Raw genomic sequence first — 16,465 nt, 5'->3', positions numbered from 1 at the left:
GTGTGGATGCCAGCCTGGCAAGTGCTTATTTTCAGGGGTATTTTGTAACATGGCAGAAAAACAAACCGCGAAAAGGAATCGTCGCGAAGAAATACTTCAATCTCTGGCTCTGATGCTTGAATCCAGCGATGGCAGTCAACGCATCACCACCGCCAAACTGGCCGCCTCTGTGGGCGTGTCTGAGGCGGCGCTGTATCGTCATTTCCCCAGCAAAACAAAAATGTTCGACAGCCTGATCGAGTTTATTGAAGACAGTCTGATCACGCGCATTAACCTGATTCTGAAAGATGAAAAAGATACCACCGCGCGTCTTCGTCTGATTGTGCTGTTAATTCTGGGCTTTGGGGAGCGCAATCCGGGTTTAACCCGTATCCTGACCGGCCACGCGCTGATGTTTGAGCAGGACAGGCTGCAGGGCCGCATCAATCAGCTTTTTGAGCGTATTGAAGCGCAGCTGCGCCAGGTGCTGCGCGAGAAGAAAATGCGTGAAGGCGAAGGATACAATACGGATGAGACATTGCTGGCAAGCCAGATACTGGCGTTTTGTGAAGGCATGCTCTCCCGCTTTGTGCGCAGCGAATTCAAATACCGACCAACGGACGATTTTGACGCCCGCTGGCCGTTAGTGGCAGCGCAGCTGCAGTAGCACCGCAGGCCCGGTAAGCGTAGCGCCGCCGGGCAATTTAATTACACGCCAAACTCTTCGCGATACGCCCGCACCGCCGCCAGGTGATCCGCCATCTCTGGCTTCTCTTCCAGATACGCAATCAGGTCTTTCAGAGTGATGATAGAGGTCACTTTGCAGCTGTAATCACGCTCTACTTCCTGGATAGCAGAGATATCGCCGCGACCACGCTCCTGACGATCAAGAGAAATCAGCACGCCAGCCAGCGTCGCACCGTTGGCCTGGATAATCTCCATAGATTCACGGATCGCGGTGCCTGCGGTAATTACGTCGTCGACCAGCATCACGCGGCCCTGCAGCGCGCTGCCCACAAGATTGCCGCCTTCACCGTGGGTTTTGGCCTCTTTGCGGTTAAAGCAGTACGGCACATCACGGTCATGGTGCTCCGCCAGCGCCACCGCCGTGGTAGTTGCAATCGGAATGCCCTTGTACGCAGGGCCAAACAGCAGGTCGAAATCAATCCCGGAATCCACCAGCGCTTCGGCATAGAAGCGGCCTAACAGTGCCAGATCGCGCCCGGTATTAAACAGCCCGGCGTTGAAGAAATACGGGCTCTTACGCCCGGATTTCAGCGTAAATTCGCCAAACTTAAGTACCTGTTTATTAATCGCAAACTCAATAAACTGGCGCTGATACGATTTCATGGATTCGCTCCTTTGGTTTTTTCTGTCTTACAGGCAAAAAAAAGGCGACTCATTGGTCGCCTTTAAAATCAATTGTCTAACGCCGCTTTTTGCGTCGTTACAATGGATTCGATTCCCCCTCGGGCCAACGCCAGCAGGGAGAGAAGTTCTTCATGGGTGAACGGCTCACCTTCCGCCGTCCCCTGCACCTCAATGATGCGACCATCTTCGGTCATCACCACGTTCATGTCGGTCTCGGCGGCAGAATCTTCAACATATTCCAGATCGCAAAGCGCTTCACCGTTAACGATCCCCACGGAAACCGCCGCGACCATCCCTTTCATAGGGTTGGTTTTCAGCTTACCGGCTGCAACCAGCTTGTTCAGGGCATCGGCCAGCGCCACACAGGCACCGGTAATGGACGCGGTACGCGTGCCGCCATCTGCCTGAATCACGTCGCAGTCCAGGGTAATAGTGAATTCACCGAGGATTTTCAGGTCAACGGCGGCGCGCAGCGCACGTGCGATCAGGCGCTGGATTTCCATGGTACGTCCACCCTGCTTACCCTTTGCCGCTTCACGGGCGTTACGGGTATGGGTCGCGCGCGGCAGCATGCCGTACTCGGCGGTGATCCAGCCCTGGCCCTGACCTTTCAGAAAGCGCGGAACACCTTCTTCGATGGACGCGGTGCAAAGCACTTTGGTGTCACCAAACTCAACCAGCACGGAGCCTTCAGCGTGTTTTGTATAGTTACGGGTCAGGGTGACGGGACGCACCTGATTGGCGCTACGACCTGATGGACGCATGATGGATTCTCCGGCTTGAAACGAATGTGGCTGCGCATTATACGGATAAAGGACGCTTATTCCTATCCTGAGAAGCCCCCGAAAGCTATAATCCCCCCATCTCTCCTTTAAAAACGGGAATGTCTATGATCCGCAGTATGACCGCCTACGCCCGGCGTGAAATCAAGGGTAGCTGGGGTAGCGCTACCTGGGAAATGCGTTCGGTAAACCAGCGCTATCTGGAAACATATTTCCGTATGCCGGAACAGTTCCGCAGCCTTGAACCTGTAGTGCGCGAGCGTATCCGTACGCGTCTGACCCGCGGGAAAGTGGAATGCAACCTGCGCTTTGAGCCCGATGCCAGCGCGCAGGGCGAGCTGATCCTCAACGAAAAACTGGCGAAACAGCTAGTGAATGCGGCGAACTGGGTCAAAATGCAGAGCGATGAAGGCGAAATCAACCCGGTTGATATTCTGCGCTGGCCTGGCGTCATGGCCGCCGGCGAGCAGGATCTGGACGCGATTGCCGCAGAAATTCTGGCAGCCCTCGACGGCACGCTGGATGACTTTATCGTTGCCCGCGAAACTGAAGGTCAGGCGCTAAAAGCGATGATTGAGCAGCGCCTTGAAGGCGTCAGCGCTGAAGTAGCCAAAGTCCGCACCCACATGCCGGAAGTGCTGCAATGGCAGCGCGAGCGTCTGGTCGCCAAGCTGGAAGAAGCGGAAGTTCAGCTGGAAAACACCCGTCTGGAACAAGAGCTGGTGCTGATGGCGCAGCGTATCGATGTTGCCGAAGAGCTGGATCGTCTGGAAGCGCACGTGAAAGAGACCTATAACATCCTGAAGAAGAAGGAAGCTGTAGGCCGCCGCCTGGACTTTATGATGCAGGAGTTCAACCGCGAGTCGAACACTTTGGCGTCTAAGTCTATCAACGCTGAAGTGACCAACTCAGCGATTGAACTCAAGGTTCTGATTGAGCAGATGCGCGAGCAGATCCAGAATATCGAGTAATCGCTTTTTTGGATGGCGTCGGCTGACGCCATTCATTATTATTTCTAATCCGAATTATCACCTCTTTTCTAATTCAGCAGCCAAGTATCAAAGATATTCAACATGTATTGATTAAATTTTATAGGTGAAACCCAATCGCCTTAGAAAATCTCAATCGTGATCTTGCGCACAAATCGCTAACCTTTCCGCGTTCACACCGGAGGGTATATGCTGCTTCACATTCTTTATCTTATTGGTATCACCGCTGAAGCCATGACTGGTGCTCTCGCCGCCGGGCGTCGCCGGATGGACACCTTCGGCGTGATCATTATTGCTACAGCGACCGCCCTGGGCGGCGGTTCCGTGCGCGACATCCTGCTTGGTCATTACCCGCTCGGCTGGGTGAAGCATCCTGAGTATGTGATTATCGTCGCAACGGCTGCCGTATTAACCACCATCGTGGCACCCGTTATGCCGCACCTTCGCCGCCTGTTCCTGGTGCTTGACGCGCTGGGGCTGATCGTCTTTTCGATCATCGGTGCACAAATCGCGCTCGATATGGGGGAAGGCCCGGTTATCGCCACCATTGCTGCCGTGGTGACGGGCGTTTTCGGCGGCGTGCTGCGCGATATGTTCTGCAAACGCATTCCTCTGGTCTTCCAAAAAGAGCTGTATGCCGGTATCTCCTTCGCCGCAGCGGTGCTCTACATTGCCCTGCAGCATTACGTTTCAAACCACGACGTGGTGGTCATCTCCACGCTGCTGTTTGGCTTTACGGCCCGCATGCTGGCGCTGCGTCTGAAGCTCGGATTGCCCGTGTTTCACTATAAGCACAGCGCCCACTGATCTCAGAACCCATTGATGTGCTGCTGAGCAAGCCACCTGACCAGCACATCGATCTCTGGCGCGTGCAGCCAGGCAACGATTTGCCGCGCCGTCTCCGCTCCCGTCCCCGGCAAGGCCTGCCAGGCCTTTTCACTGCGTTCGCTCATCTTCTGCCACGACACATCTTCCAACGCCTTCAGCGAGGCCTGTGGCAGCGGAACACCCAGCGCCATAATCCAGCGGATAAAAGGCTGCTCATGCACCTGATTAAAGCGATGCCAGAGCGCCAGCCCGCGTGCGGCAGAGAATCCCGGCGTCGACTGCAGTTGCTCCTGCGTTAATAGCAGCCACGAAAAGAGATGTTCAAAATGATGCGCCTGCCAGAGTGTGCGCCAGCCTGACTCACCTAATCCTTCAATGTTGAATACCTGCTTTGAACTGAGCCACGTCAGCCGGGCAAAGAACTGTTCCATACACTCCGGCGAGGCATAAAAGCAACTCAGGGAGTGATAACGCGAGGCCGGAGGCTCTGGTTTTTGTCTGTCCGCCCCTCGCCAGACCACCTTATCAAACCGGGGGATACCCTGCCCTGCCAGGCTGACCTGGATCTGATCGCCCGGGGCAATATCCAGCCTCTGCCAGCGCCCAACCGAACCGAGACTCACTCGCTGCACCCGTTTATCGTCCAACTGCACAGGCTCAAGTGCCGCCACGACAGAAATTTTGCCCGTGCGCCCCACGGAAAAAAGAATATTCCTGACCTCTGCGACCTGTGCCGCAGGCGAATATTTCCACGCGATAATCCAGTTGCCTTCGCCGGGCCGCCAACTCTCCCCTGTAGGCGGCTCCGCAGACCGAACCACTATGCCATCCGTAGCAAAGGGCAATGCCGTGTTTTGCCAGGCCAAACGCTGTTTTTCAACAGCATCAACCGCTTGTACGGGCAACGTATAGCGCGCCGTCAGGGAAAAACCTGCGCTGGACAGCTCAGACAGCCTGTTTTCCATTCCCTTCGGTCCATCCGGCCAGGCCCAGATAAATATTCCTGTCTGGCTCAGAAGCGCGTTGTCCTTTTGTCGCATCATCGCGCCCGCCACTTTTGCGCGAGCATTCATTCCGCCCATCTGCCGCTGGACGTGGTTTTCGCGTAGCCAGAAAAGCTCCCCCTGTAAGACGCTGTTTGCAAGCGCGCCGGATACCTCCTTGGGCACGGACGGGATCAAACGCACGCGGGCCGTCCAGTCCTCGCCTTTTAGCCCATTACCACGGCTGATGGCCCGCGCTAGCTTTCCGTTGCGATACACCAGCGTCACCGCCACGCCATCAACTTTTGGCTGCATCCAGAGATTTTTCCGGCCGTGCATCCAGTGACCCAGCGCTTCTTTGCTGGCTGCTTTACGTACCCCCGTATGGGCAACAGGATGTTTTACGTTTCCCTCCAGCGCAGGAAGGGCGCTCTCAGCAAAATCGTTGCCGAAACAGCGCTGCCACTGGGTTAAACGGCCGTTGAGCTGGTCATACACTTCGTCACTGACCTCGCTCACCCCCAGCTTCCAGTAAGCCTCATCCCAGCGTTTGATTTGTGCACTTAATGACGCAATCTCTTTTTCGGCTTTTGCCTGTGACCACACCGGGCACACCGCCGCCCCGTAACCACACCACAACAGCATTAACCCGCTTATCCACTGCCACATCGCTATCCCTCCTTTGCAATGCAGGAGGTATAACCTGACGTGAGAAACGACGCTAATAGCAACCTTTCACGTTGCGAGGCGCTATCCAGCGTTAATTTTTATTGCGGCAAACCGCAGGTAAAACCTGAAAACGGTACGCAAAATTCAATAATCCAGGGGAAAAAGTGTGACAAAGGCTACGTCACACAGCGGCGACGTGTATAATAAGCCCGTATGTAGGACTTCTTCGTTAACACATACAAAAGACTCTCATGGCTCAAGGCACGCTTTATATTGTTTCTGCCCCTAGCGGCGCGGGTAAATCCAGCCTTATTCAGGCACTGTTAAAAACCCAACCGTTGTACGACACACAGGTTTCTGTTTCTCACACCACGCGAGCGCCGCGTCCGGGTGAAGTGCACGGTGAACACTATTTCTTTGTGGATCACGACGAGTTCAGAGCGATGATCGGCAGAGATGCGTTTCTTGAACACGCAGAAGTGTTCGGTAACTACTACGGCACCTCGCGTGAAACCATTGAGCAGGTTCTGGCGACGGGCGTGAATGTGTTCCTCGACATCGACTGGCAGGGCGCACAGCAAATTCGCAAGAAAATGCCTGACTCGCGCAGTATCTTTATTTTACCGCCGTCGAAGGATGAGCTGGATCGCCGCCTGCGTGGCCGCGGTCAGGACAGTGAAGAAGTCATCGCAAAGCGTATGGAACAGGCAGTTGCAGAAATGAGCCATTACGCGGAATATGATTACCTTATTGTGAATGATGATTTTGATGCCGCGCTGAGCGATCTCAAAACCATTCTTCGCGCAGAACGACTGCGTATGAGCCGCCAGAAGCAGCGACATGACGCATTAATCACCAAACTGTTGGCAGACTGAACCCACTTTCAGTATCATGCCCAGTCATTTCTTCACCTGTGGAGCATTTTAAGTATGGCACGCGTAACTGTTCAGGACGCTGTAGAGAAAATTGGTAACCGTTTTGACCTGGTGCTGGTCGCCGCGCGTCGCGCTCGTCAGATGCAGGTAGGCGGTAAAGATCCGCTGGTACCGGAAGAAAACGATAAAACCACCGTTATTGCACTTCGCGAAATCGAAGAAGGTCTGATCAACAACCAGATCCTCGACGTGCGTGAGCGCCAGGAGCAGCAAGAGCAGGAAGCCGCAGAACTGCAGGCCGTAACCGCCATTGCTGAAGGTCGTCGTTAATTAAACCTGCGGGTCGCCCTTGTATCTGTTTGAAAGCCTGAATCAACTGATTCAAATCTACCTGCCTGAAGACCAGATTAAGCGTCTTCAGCAGGCGTATCTCGTTGCACGTGACGCTCACGAGGGCCAGACACGTTCAAGCGGTGAACCCTACATCACGCACCCGGTTGCGGTAGCCTGTATTCTGGCCGAGATGAAACTCGACTACGAAACGCTGATGGCTGCCCTGCTGCACGACGTGATCGAAGATACCCCTGCCACCTACCAGGATATGGAACAGCTGTTTGGCAAAAGCGTTGCCGAGCTGGTGGAAGGGGTCTCTAAGCTTGATAAGCTGAAATTCCGCGACAAGAAAGAGGCGCAAGCCGAAAACTTCCGCAAGATGATTATGGCGATGGTGCAGGATATCCGCGTCATTCTCATCAAACTCGCTGACCGTACCCACAACATGCGCACGCTGGGCTCACTTCGCCCGGATAAACGTCGCCGCATTGCCCGTGAAACCCTCGAAATTTACAGTCCGCTGGCGCACCGTTTAGGTATCCACCACATCAAAACCGAGCTGGAAGAGCTGGGCTTTGAAGCGTTGTACCCGAACCGCTATCGCGTGATTAAAGAGGTGGTGAAAGCCGCACGCGGTAACCGTAAAGAGATGATTCAAAAGATCCTCTCTGAAATTGAAGGGCGTTTGCAGGAAGCGGGAATCCCGTGCCGCGTCAGCGGTCGCGAAAAACATCTTTACTCCATCTACTGCAAAATGGTGCTCAAAGAGCAGCGTTTTCACTCGATCATGGATATCTACGCGTTCCGCGTAATCGTCCACGACTCTGACACCTGCTACCGCGTGCTGGGGCAGATGCACAGCCTCTATAAACCGCGCCCGGGGCGCATGAAAGATTACATCGCCATTCCGAAAGCGAACGGCTATCAATCTTTGCATACCTCGATGATCGGTCCGCACGGCGTGCCTGTTGAAGTGCAGATCCGCACCGAAGACATGGACCAGATGGCAGAGATGGGTGTAGCCGCACACTGGGCTTACAAAGAGCACGGTGGCGAAAGCAGCACCACTGCGCAAATCCGCGCCCAGCGCTGGATGCAGAGCCTGCTGGAGCTTCAGCAGAGTGCGGGTAGCTCGTTCGAATTTATCGAGAGCGTTAAATCCGATCTCTTCCCGGATGAGATTTACGTTTTCACCCCAGAAGGCCGCATTGTCGAACTGCCTGCGGGCGCAACGCCGGTCGACTTCGCCTACGCCGTGCATACCGATATCGGGCACGCCTGCGTGGGCGCGCGCGTCGACAGACAGCCTTACCCGCTGTCTCAGCCGCTCTCCAGCGGACAGACGGTCGAAATTATTACCGCGCCGGGCGCACGTCCGAACGCGGCCTGGCTGAACTTTGTCGTGAGTTCCAAAGCGCGTGCCAAAATTCGTCAGCTGTTGAAAAACCTCAAGCGCGATGACTCCGTCAGCCTGGGGCGTCGCCTGCTCAACCACGCGTTGGGCGGCAGCCGCAAGCTGGCTGAGATCCCACCGGAGCATATTCAGCGTGAACTCGACCGTATGAAGCTCACGTCTCTGGACGATCTGCTGGCGGAAATTGGTCTGGGTAACGCGATGAGCGTCGTGGTGGCGAAAAACCTGCAGCAGGGCGAAGCGACGCCATCTGCTCCAGGCGCATCCGGCCATGCTCATCTGCCGATCAAAGGCGCGGACGGGGTGCTAATCACCTTCGCAAAATGTTGCCGTCCAATCCCTGGCGACCCGATTATTGCGCACGTCAGTCCGGGCAAAGGGCTGGTTATCCACCATGAATCCTGTCGTAACATTCGCGGCTACCAGAAAGAAGCCGAGAAGTTTATGGCGGTCGAGTGGGATAAAGAGACGGCGCAGGAATTTATCACCGAAATTAAGGTGGATATGTTCAACCACCAGGGTGCCCTGGCGAACCTGACGGCAGCCATCAACACGGCCTCGTCCAACATTCAGAGCCTGAATACGGAAGAAAAAGACGGCCGCGTCTATAGCGCCTTTATTCGTCTGACCGCTCGCGACCGCGTGCATCTGGCGAACATTATGCGCAAGATCCGCGTCATGCCGGACGTGATTAAAGTCACCCGAAACCGAAACTAGGTTTATGAATTCACAACGTTATGCCCGTATCTGCGAAATGCTTGCCAGACGCCAGCCTGACCTGACGGTCTGCATGGAGCAGGTGCATAAACCTCATAACGTCTCTGCCATCGTCCGTACCGCAGATGCCGTCGGCGTGCATGAAGTGCACGCCGTCTGGCCGGGTCACCGGATGCGAACCATGGTCTCTGCTGCGGCAGGCAGTAACAGCTGGGTATCCGTCAAATCTCACCAGACGATTGGCGATGCCGTATCGCATCTGAAAGGACGCGGGATGCAGATCCTGGCGACAAACCTGTCCGATAAGGCCGTGGATTTCCGCGAGATCGACTACACCCGTCCGACCTGCATTTTGATGGGTCAGGAGAAAACCGGGATCTCCCATGAAGCGCTGGATCTGGCGGATCGGGACATCATCATTCCGATGATCGGCATGGTCCAGTCCCTTAACGTCTCCGTGGCGTCCGCGCTCATTCTGTATGAAGCGCAGCGCCAGCGTCAGAACGCCGGGATGTACGAACGCAGCAACAGTATGCTGCCGGAAGAAGAACAGCAGCGCCTGCTGTTTGAAGGTGGCTATCCGGTGCTGGCACGCGTTGCGAAGCAGAAAAAATTGCCTTACCCCCACGTCAACGCGCAGGGCGAAATTGAAGCCGATGCCGAGTGGTGGGCCACTATGCAGTACGCCGGGTAACCGATGAAAGGCCGCCTGCTGGATGCTATCCCGCTCAACAGCCTGACGGGCGTGGGCGCGGCGCAAAGCAATAAGCTGGCAAAAATTGGCCTGCACACCGTGCAGGATCTCCTGCTTCATCTCCCCCTGCGTTACGAAGACCGCACTCAGCTCTACAAGATTGGCGATCTGCTTCCCGCCATTTACGCCACCGTTGAAGGCGAAGTCCTGAACTGCAATATCACTTTCGGCGGACGCCGGATGATGACCTGTCAGATCAGCGACGGCACCGGCATCCTCACCATGCGTTTCTTCAACTTCAGCGCTGCAATGAAAAACAGCCTGGCGACCGGCCGTAGGGTGCTGGCCTATGGCGAAGCTAAACGCGGGAAATACGGCGCAGAGATGATCCACCCGGAGTACCGCGTGCAGGGCGATCTCAGCACGCCGGAGCTGCAGGAGACTCTCACCCCGGTTTACCCGACGACCGAAGGCATCAAGCAGGCGACGCTGCGTAAGCTCACGGATCAGGCCCTGGAACTGCTGGATACCTGCGCCATTACCGAACTGCTGCCGCCAGAACTGGCTCAGGGGATGATGAGCCTGCCCGAGGCGCTGCGCACCCTGCACCGCCCGCCGCCAACGCTGCAGCTCAGCGATTTAGAAAGCGGTAAACACCCCGCCCAACGGCGTCTTATCCTTGAGGAATTACTGGCGCATAACCTGAGCATGCTGGCGCTGCGCGCTGGCGCGCAGCGTTTCCACGCTCAGCCGTTAAGCCCGAATGATGTGCTCAAAGATAAGCTGCTGGCCTCGCTACCCTTTAAGCCCACCGGCGCGCAGGCGCGCGTCACCGCCGAGATTGAGCGCGACATGGCGCTCGACGTGCCGATGATGCGCCTGGTGCAGGGCGACGTAGGTTCAGGTAAAACGCTGGTTGCCGCCCTGGCCGCGTTACGCGCCATCGCCCACGGCAAACAGGTCGCGCTGATGGCACCAACCGAGCTGCTGGCTGAACAGCACGCCAACAATTTCCGCGCCTGGTTCGCACCGCTCGGGATTGAGGTGGGCTGGCTCGCCGGAAAGCAAAAAGGCAAAGCGCGTCTTGCGCAGCAGGAAGCCATCGCCAGCGGCCAGGTGCAGATGATTGTCGGCACACACGCTATCTTTCAGGAGCAGGTGCAGTTTAACGGCCTCGCGCTGGTGATTATCGACGAGCAGCACCGCTTCGGCGTGCATCAGCGTCTGGCGCTGTGGGAAAAAGGGCTGCAGCAGGGCTTCCACCCGCACCAGCTGATCATGACCGCCACGCCGATCCCGCGTACCCTGGCGATGACCGCCTACGCCGATCTGGATACCTCTACCATCGACGAACTGCCGCCGGGCCGAACGCCGGTGACGACGGTCGCCATACCGGATACGCGCCGCAGCGACATCATTGACCGGGTGCGCAATGCCTGCACCCATGAAGGGCGCCAGGCCTACTGGGTCTGTACCCTGATTGAAGAGTCTGAACTGCTGGAAGCCCAGGCCGCCGAAGCGACGTGGGAAGAGCTCAGGCTGGCACTGCCCGAGCTGAACGTTGGCCTGGTTCACGGCCGCATGAAGCCTGCCGAGAAGCAGGCGGTGATGCAATCCTTCAAACAGGGGGAACTGCATTTGCTGGTCGCGACGACGGTCATCGAAGTGGGCGTTGACGTCCCCAACTCCAGTTTGATGATCATCGAAAACCCGGAACGTCTGGGGCTTGCCCAGCTCCACCAGCTGCGCGGGCGCGTTGGCCGCGGCGCGGTAGCGTCTCACTGCGTGCTGCTTTACAAAGCTCCGCTTTCAAAAACCGCCCAGATGCGACTGCAGGTGCTGCGCGACAGCAACGACGGCTTTGTGATTGCGCAAAAAGACCTGGAGATACGCGGCCCGGGCGAACTACTGGGCACGCGCCAGACGGGAAATGCTGAATTCAAAGTGGCGGATTTACTGCGCGATCAGGCCATGATCCCCGAAGTTCAGCGCCTTGCGCGCCATATTCATGAACGCTACCCCGAACAGGCGGCAGCGTTAATTGAGCGCTGGATGCCGGAAACCGAACGGTATTCCAACGCCTGATCTCAGGCAAATATCGGCAGCATCAGGTACAGCTTGATCACCAGCGCGTTGACGATATCAATGAAGAATGCGCCGACCATCGGGACCACCAGAAACGCCATATGCGATGGCCCGAATCGTTCGGTGATCGCCTGCATGTTGGCGATAGCCGTTGGGGTAGCCCCCAGACCAAACCCGCAGTGACCGGCCGCCAGCACCGCCGCATCATAGTTTTTCCCCATCATGCGCCAGGTCACGAACATGGCATAAAGCGCCATAAACAGCGCCTGCACCGCCAGAATCGCCACCATCGGCAGCGCCAGCGAGGCCAGCTCCCACAGCTTCAGGCTCATCAGCGCCATCGCCAGGAACAGCGACAGACAGACGTTGCCAAGCACCGATACCGCACGGTCAAACACGCGATAGAAGCCCATCAGCGCCAGACCGTTGCTCAGGATCACCCCGATAAACAGCACGCAGACAAAGGTCGGCAGTTCAAACGCCGTTCCCGCCAGCCATTGCGCAACCACTTTGCCCACGGTCAGGCAGATGGCAATCATCGCGATGGTTTCAATCATCACCAGCGAGGTGATGCTGCGGCCAACGTCCGGTTTTTCAAACGCGGTCGGCACCATTTCATCGTCCGGTCTGCCATTCGGCGTGGTGGAGTGCTTCACCAGATAACGCGCTACCGGGCCGCCAATCAGGCCACCCAGTACCAGGCCAAAGGTCGCGCAGGCCATCGCCACTTCCGTCGCGTTTTCAAAACCGTAGCGTTCGACGAACAGCTTGCTCCACGCCGCGCCGGTGCCGTGACCGCCCGAAAGGGTAATCGACCCCGCCAGCAGCCCCATCAGCGGATCCAGCCCCAGCAGCGTTGCCATACCGATGCCAATCGCGTTTTGCATCAGCAACAGCCCCACCACCACAATCAGAAACACGCCGAGCACCTTACCGCCCGAGCGCAGGCTTGCCAGATTAGCGTTCAGGCCGATGGTGGCAAAGAAAGCCAGCATTAGCGGGTCTTTCAGGGACATATCAAAATCAATTTCCCAGCCCATGCTTTTTTTCAGTATCAGCAAGGCCAGCGCCACCAGCAGACCGCCGGCGACGGGTTCAGGGATAGTGTATTTTTTCAGAAAGGAAACGCTGTGGACCAGCTTGCGACCAAGCAGAAGAACCAGCGTTGCGGCAACAAGGGTCGACAACGTATCGAGATGAATCATAAAAGGCTCCTGTTATGCGCGTATTCCATACACACGCGGCGTTATCCTGGGCCGGTTTGCGCTCGTCATGAGCCCCCGGCGCAAAAAGTGTAATTTTTTTTTCCGATAGGATGTAAAAAACCTGCTCACAGCGGCAGATTTTCTTCCTTTTTTTTGCTGGCAATCGTTTGCTTTTACCAGGTGGTCAGATAAAATGCCCGCTTTTCCACCGTGGGATTGCCGCCGATGTCCGTTAACACCATAGAATCGCCAGATGCGCAACCGATTGCGCAGAAGCAAAATAGCGAACTGATTTACCGCCTTGAAGACCGACCGCCGCTGCCGCAGACGCTTTTTGCCGCCTGCCAGCATCTTCTGGCAATGTTTGTTGCGGTGATCACCCCGGCGCTGCTGATTTGCCAGGCGCTCGGTTTACCGGCGCAGGACACGCAGCACATTATCAGTATGTCTCTGTTCGCCTCCGGCGTGGCCTCCATTATTCAAATTAAAGCCTGGGGCCCGGTGGGGTCTGGGCTACTGTCGATTCAGGGCACCAGCTTTAACTTCGTGGCGCCGCTGATCATGGGCGGTACGGCGCTGAAAACCGGCGGTGCGGATGTTCCGACCATGATGGCGGCGCTGTTCGGCACCCTGATGCTGGCAAGCTGCACGGAGATGGTCATCTCCCGCGTGCTGCACCTGGCACGCCGTGTGATCACCCCGCTGGTTTCCGGCGTGGTGGTGATGATTATCGGCCTGTCGCTGATTCAGGTGGGCCTCACCTCCATCGGTGGCGGCTACGCGGCAATGAGCGACCACACTTTCGGCGCGCCGAAAAACCTGCTGCTGGCGGGCGTGGTGCTGGCGATCATTATTTTGCTTAACCGTCAGCGTAACCCTTACCTGCGCGTGGCCTCGCTGGTGATCGCCATGGCGGCGGGCTATCTGCTGGCGTGGGCGCTGGGGATGCTGCCGGAGAACACCGCGCCGACCAACAGCGCGCTGATCACCGTCCCAACGCCGCTTTATTACGGCCTGGGCATAGACTGGGGTCTGCTCCTGCCGCTGATGCTGGTCTTTATGATTACTTCTCTGGAGACCATCGGTGATATCACCGCCACCTCCGATGTCTCTGAGCAGCCGGTTTCCGGCCCGCTGTACATGAAGCGTCTGAAAGGCGGCGTGCTGGCGAACGGCCTGAACTCGTTTGTCTCTGCGGTATTCAACACCTTCCCGAACTCCTGCTTCGGCCAGAACAACGGTGTGATCCAGCTGACCGGCGTGGCCAGCCGCTACGTTGGTTTCGTGGTGGCGCTGATGCTGATCGTCCTCGGCCTGTTCCCGGCGGTGAGCGGCTTTGTGCAGCACATTCCTGAGCCGGTGCTGGGCGGCGCAACGCTGGTGATGTTTGGGACTATCGCGGCCTCCGGCGTGCGTATCGTCTCCCGCGAGCCGCTGAACCGCCGCGCAATCATGATTATCGCGCTGTCGCTGGCCGTTGGTCTGGGTGTTTCCCAGCAGCCGCTGATCCTGCAGTTTGCGCCGGACTGGGTGAAAAACCTGCTCTCTTCCGGCATTGCCGCGGGCGGTATCACCGCTATCGTACTGAACCTCGTTTTCCCGCCTGAGAAGAATTGATCTCCCTCACGGCAGGCAGTCAATGCCTGCCGTGACATCTAATTACATCATTCCCGCCTTGAGCATTGCGCATAAATCGTGCATAACTCCCTTATGTTCGTTTCGCGGGATGGAAGACCATGAAATTTATTGGAAAGCTACTCGTCTATCTTCTGGTAGCCCTGCTTATTGTGCTGCTGGCGCTCTATATTTTGCTCCAGACCCGCTGGGGCGCGGCGCAGGTCAGCAGCTGGATTACGGTGAATACCGACTACGAACTCAGTTTCGACAAGATGAATCACCGCTTTTCATCGCCTTCCCACCTCATTCTGGAAAATGTCACCTTTGGGCGGGACGGTAAACCCGCCACATTAGTTGCCAAAAAAGTCGATATTGGCCTGAGCAGCCGTCAGATCACCGCTCCGCTGCACATGGGCACTATCACCCTGTTCGACGGCACGCTGAATCTCTCGCCTCAAACAGCGCCGCTGCCCTTCCAGGCCGATCGTCTGCAGCTGAACAACATGGCCTTTAACAGCCCGAATACTGAATGGGATCTGAGCGCACAGAAGGTCACGGGCGGCGTCAGCCCATGGCAGCCAGAAGCCGGGAACGTGCTGGGTAAAAACGCGAAGATTCAGATGAGCGCCGGCTCGCTGACCCTGAACGGCGTACCGGCCACCAACGTGCTAATCGACGGCCAGTTGAACGGCAAGGAGGTGGTGCTGAACACTATTGGTGCCGATATGGCCCGTGGCTCGCTCACCGGCTCCGCCCTGCGTAACGCCGACGGGAGCTGGATAATCGACACCATGCGCCTGAACGAGATCCGCCTGCAGAGCGACAAAACGCTGAAAGCGTTCTTCGCGCCGCTGGCTACCATCCCCTCCCTGCAAATTGGCCGTCTGGAGGTCACCGATGCCCGCCTGCAGGGCCCGGACTGGGCGGTGACCGATCTCGACTTAAGCCTGCGCAACCTGACTCTCAGCAAAGGCGACTGGCAGAGCCAGGAAGGTCGCCTGTCCATGAACGCCAGCGAGTTTATTTTCGGCTCGCTGCATCTGTTTGACCCGATCCTGAATGCGGAGTTTTCCCCGCAGGGCATAGCGCTGCGTCAGTTCACCTCCCGCTGGGAAGGCGGTATGGTGCGCACGTCCGGCAACTGGCTGCGCGACGGTAAAGCGCTGGTTCTGGACGATGTTGCCATCGCCGGGCTGGAGTACACCCTTCCTGAAAACTGGAAAACGCTGTGGATGGAGCCGCTGCCGGAATGGCTGAACAGCGTCACGCTGCAAAAATTCGGCCTGAGCCGCAACCTGGTGATCGACATCGATCCCGCCTTCCCGTGGCAGATCACCTCCCTGGACGGCTACGGCGCAAACCTGCAGCTGGCGAAAGATCGCCAGTGGGGCGTCTGGGGCGGCAGCGCAACATTAAACGGCGCGGCGGCGACCTTTAACCGCGTCGACGTGCGCCGTCCGTCGCTGGCGCTGAATGCCAACGCCGCCACGGTGAACATTAGCGACCTGAGCGCCTTTACAGAGAAAGGGATCCTGGAAGCGACCGCCACCGTGTCACAGCTGCCACAGCGGCAAACCACGGTGAGCCTGAACGGGCGCGGCGTACCGCTCAACGTGCTGCAGCAGTGGGGCTGGCCTGCGTTACCGATTACGGGCGACGGCAATATTCAGATGACCGCCAGCGGCAGCGTGCAGGCGAATGCGCCATTGAAGCCAACGGTGAATGGGAAGCTGAGCGCGGTAAATATGGATAAGCAGCAGGTTGAGCAGACGATGACGGGCGGCGTGGTTGCAACGCCTGTGCAATAAAGTTTTTGATGTTTGTTCCCTCTCCCTGTGGGTGTACAGTTCGGGGACATGGTAGACAGGTGTTCGGGGACATGGTGAACACTTTTTAACATCCTTTACCCATGGTGATCGACTTT

At 57.1% G+C, this 16,465-nt stretch carries 14 protein-coding genes; 10 read left to right on the top strand and 4 right to left on the bottom strand.

Annotated elements, in window-relative coordinates; genetic code table 11:
• The first annotated feature begins 49 nt into the window (after positions 1–49).
• Positions 50–646, top strand: coding sequence for a nucleoid occlusion factor SlmA (gene slmA, locus IM314_RS15435; RefSeq protein ID WP_028015015.1), 597 nt, complete (start codon positions 50–52; stop codon positions 644–646).
• A gap of 41 nt (positions 647–687) precedes the next feature.
• On the opposite strand, the gene pyrE is transcribed toward slmA, so the two are convergent.
• On the bottom strand, positions 688–1,329 hold the full coding sequence (pyrE, locus tag IM314_RS15430; protein WP_041911672.1) for an orotate phosphoribosyltransferase: 642 nt from the start codon (positions 1,327–1,329) through the stop codon (positions 688–690).
• 68 nt (positions 1,330–1,397) lie between these two features.
• Positions 1,398–2,114: a ribonuclease PH gene (gene rph / locus IM314_RS15425; protein WP_047366908.1), complete on the bottom strand. Its 717-nt coding sequence runs from the start codon at positions 2,112–2,114 to the stop codon at positions 1,398–1,400.
• Between the two features lie 125 nt (positions 2,115–2,239).
• Between rph and IM314_RS15420 the strand changes: the two genes are divergently transcribed.
• Both IM314_RS15420 and IM314_RS15415 read left to right on the top strand, forming a co-directional pair.
• Positions 2,240–3,103, top strand: a complete 864-nt coding sequence (locus tag IM314_RS15420) for a YicC/YloC family endoribonuclease (RefSeq protein ID WP_008502687.1) — start codon at positions 2,240–2,242, stop codon at positions 3,101–3,103.
• 207 nt (positions 3,104–3,310) lie between these two features.
• Positions 3,311–3,928 (top strand): trimeric intracellular cation channel family protein, encoded by a 618-nt coding sequence (locus tag IM314_RS15415; protein WP_023334014.1) that lies wholly within the window; start codon positions 3,311–3,313, stop codon positions 3,926–3,928.
• A gap of 2 nt (positions 3,929–3,930) precedes the next feature.
• On the opposite strand, the gene ligB is transcribed toward IM314_RS15415, so the two are convergent.
• Positions 3,931–5,601 (bottom strand): NAD-dependent DNA ligase LigB, encoded by a 1,671-nt coding sequence (gene ligB / locus IM314_RS15410; protein WP_193359182.1) that lies wholly within the window; start codon positions 5,599–5,601, stop codon positions 3,931–3,933.
• Between the two features lie 251 nt (positions 5,602–5,852).
• Here ligB and gmk point away from each other — a divergent pair, with 251 nt between their 5' ends.
• Genes gmk through recG form a run of 5 tightly spaced genes read left to right on the top strand, consistent with a single transcriptional unit; the run spans position 5,853 to position 11,719 of the window.
• On the top strand, positions 5,853–6,476 hold the full coding sequence (gene gmk, locus IM314_RS15405) for a guanylate kinase (protein WP_010426438.1): 624 nt from the start codon (positions 5,853–5,855) through the stop codon (positions 6,474–6,476).
• Positions 6,477–6,530: 54 nt separating this feature from the next.
• The gene (gene rpoZ / locus IM314_RS15400; RefSeq protein ID WP_000135058.1) at positions 6,531–6,806 is read left to right on the top strand and encodes a DNA-directed RNA polymerase subunit omega; all 276 of its coding nucleotides are present in this window, start codon (positions 6,531–6,533) and stop codon (positions 6,804–6,806) included.
• 19 nt (positions 6,807–6,825) lie between these two features.
• A complete protein-coding gene (gene spoT / locus IM314_RS15395; RefSeq protein WP_045630233.1) occupies positions 6,826–8,940 on the top strand; it encodes a bifunctional GTP diphosphokinase/guanosine-3',5'-bis pyrophosphate 3'-pyrophosphohydrolase in 2,115 nt (704 codons plus the stop codon).
• Between the two features lie 4 nt (positions 8,941–8,944).
• Complete coding sequence (gene trmH, locus IM314_RS15390; protein WP_041911675.1) at positions 8,945–9,634, top strand: tRNA (guanosine(18)-2'-O)-methyltransferase TrmH; 690 nt, start codon at positions 8,945–8,947, stop codon at positions 9,632–9,634.
• Between the two features lie 3 nt (positions 9,635–9,637).
• Positions 9,638–11,719, top strand: a complete 2,082-nt coding sequence (gene recG, locus IM314_RS15385) for an ATP-dependent DNA helicase RecG (protein ID WP_041911676.1) — start codon at positions 9,638–9,640, stop codon at positions 11,717–11,719.
• 2 nt (positions 11,720–11,721) lie between these two features.
• Here recG and gltS read toward each other — a convergent pair whose 3' ends face one another.
• Complete coding sequence (gltS, locus tag IM314_RS15380; RefSeq protein WP_045630230.1) at positions 11,722–12,924, bottom strand: sodium/glutamate symporter; 1,203 nt, start codon at positions 12,922–12,924, stop codon at positions 11,722–11,724.
• A 225-nt stretch (positions 12,925–13,149) separates the two neighbouring features.
• Here gltS and xanP point away from each other — a divergent pair, with 225 nt between their 5' ends.
• Both xanP and IM314_RS15370 read left to right on the top strand, forming a co-directional pair.
• On the top strand, positions 13,150–14,541 hold the full coding sequence (gene xanP, locus IM314_RS15375; protein ID WP_014881972.1) for a xanthine/proton symporter XanP: 1,392 nt from the start codon (positions 13,150–13,152) through the stop codon (positions 14,539–14,541).
• Positions 14,542–14,660: 119 nt separating this feature from the next.
• Complete coding sequence (locus IM314_RS15370) at positions 14,661–16,349, top strand: AsmA family protein (RefSeq protein ID WP_047366904.1); 1,689 nt, start codon at positions 14,661–14,663, stop codon at positions 16,347–16,349.
• The last annotated feature ends 116 nt before the right edge of the window (positions 16,350–16,465 follow it).

This window comes from Enterobacter cloacae complex sp. P42RS, assembly GCF_014930595.1.
GTDB classification, from domain to species: Bacteria; Pseudomonadota; Gammaproteobacteria; order Enterobacterales; family Enterobacteriaceae; genus Enterobacter; species Enterobacter bugandensis.
The sequence above is the reverse complement of the archived record's forward strand: the minus strand, read 5'-3'. Positions and strand labels throughout refer to the sequence as shown.

Coding starts and splice junctions, on each gene's coding strand:
- trmH (WP_041911675.1), top strand. CDS start 8,945: ATGAATTCACAACGTTATGCCCGTATCTGCGAAATGCTTGCCAGACGC.
- recG (WP_041911676.1), top strand. CDS start 9,638: ATGAAAGGCCGCCTGCTGGATGCTATCCCGCTCAACAGCCTGACGGGC.
- slmA (WP_028015015.1), top strand. CDS start 50: ATGGCAGAAAAACAAACCGCGAAAAGGAATCGTCGCGAAGAAATACTT.
- rpoZ (WP_000135058.1), top strand. CDS start 6,531: ATGGCACGCGTAACTGTTCAGGACGCTGTAGAGAAAATTGGTAACCGT.
- IM314_RS15415 (WP_023334014.1), top strand. CDS start 3,311: ATGCTGCTTCACATTCTTTATCTTATTGGTATCACCGCTGAAGCCATG.
- rph (WP_047366908.1), bottom strand. CDS start 2,114: ATGCGTCCATCAGGTCGTAGCGCCAATCAGGTGCGTCCCGTCACCCTG.
- xanP (WP_014881972.1), top strand. CDS start 13,150: ATGTCCGTTAACACCATAGAATCGCCAGATGCGCAACCGATTGCGCAG.
- IM314_RS15370 (WP_047366904.1), top strand. CDS start 14,661: ATGAAATTTATTGGAAAGCTACTCGTCTATCTTCTGGTAGCCCTGCTT.
- IM314_RS15420 (WP_008502687.1), top strand. CDS start 2,240: ATGATCCGCAGTATGACCGCCTACGCCCGGCGTGAAATCAAGGGTAGC.
- gmk (WP_010426438.1), top strand. CDS start 5,853: ATGGCTCAAGGCACGCTTTATATTGTTTCTGCCCCTAGCGGCGCGGGT.
- ligB (WP_193359182.1), bottom strand. CDS start 5,601: ATGTGGCAGTGGATAAGCGGGTTAATGCTGTTGTGGTGTGGTTACGGG.
- pyrE (WP_041911672.1), bottom strand. CDS start 1,329: ATGAAATCGTATCAGCGCCAGTTTATTGAGTTTGCGATTAATAAACAG.
- gltS (WP_045630230.1), bottom strand. CDS start 12,924: ATGATTCATCTCGATACGTTGTCGACCCTTGTTGCCGCAACGCTGGTT.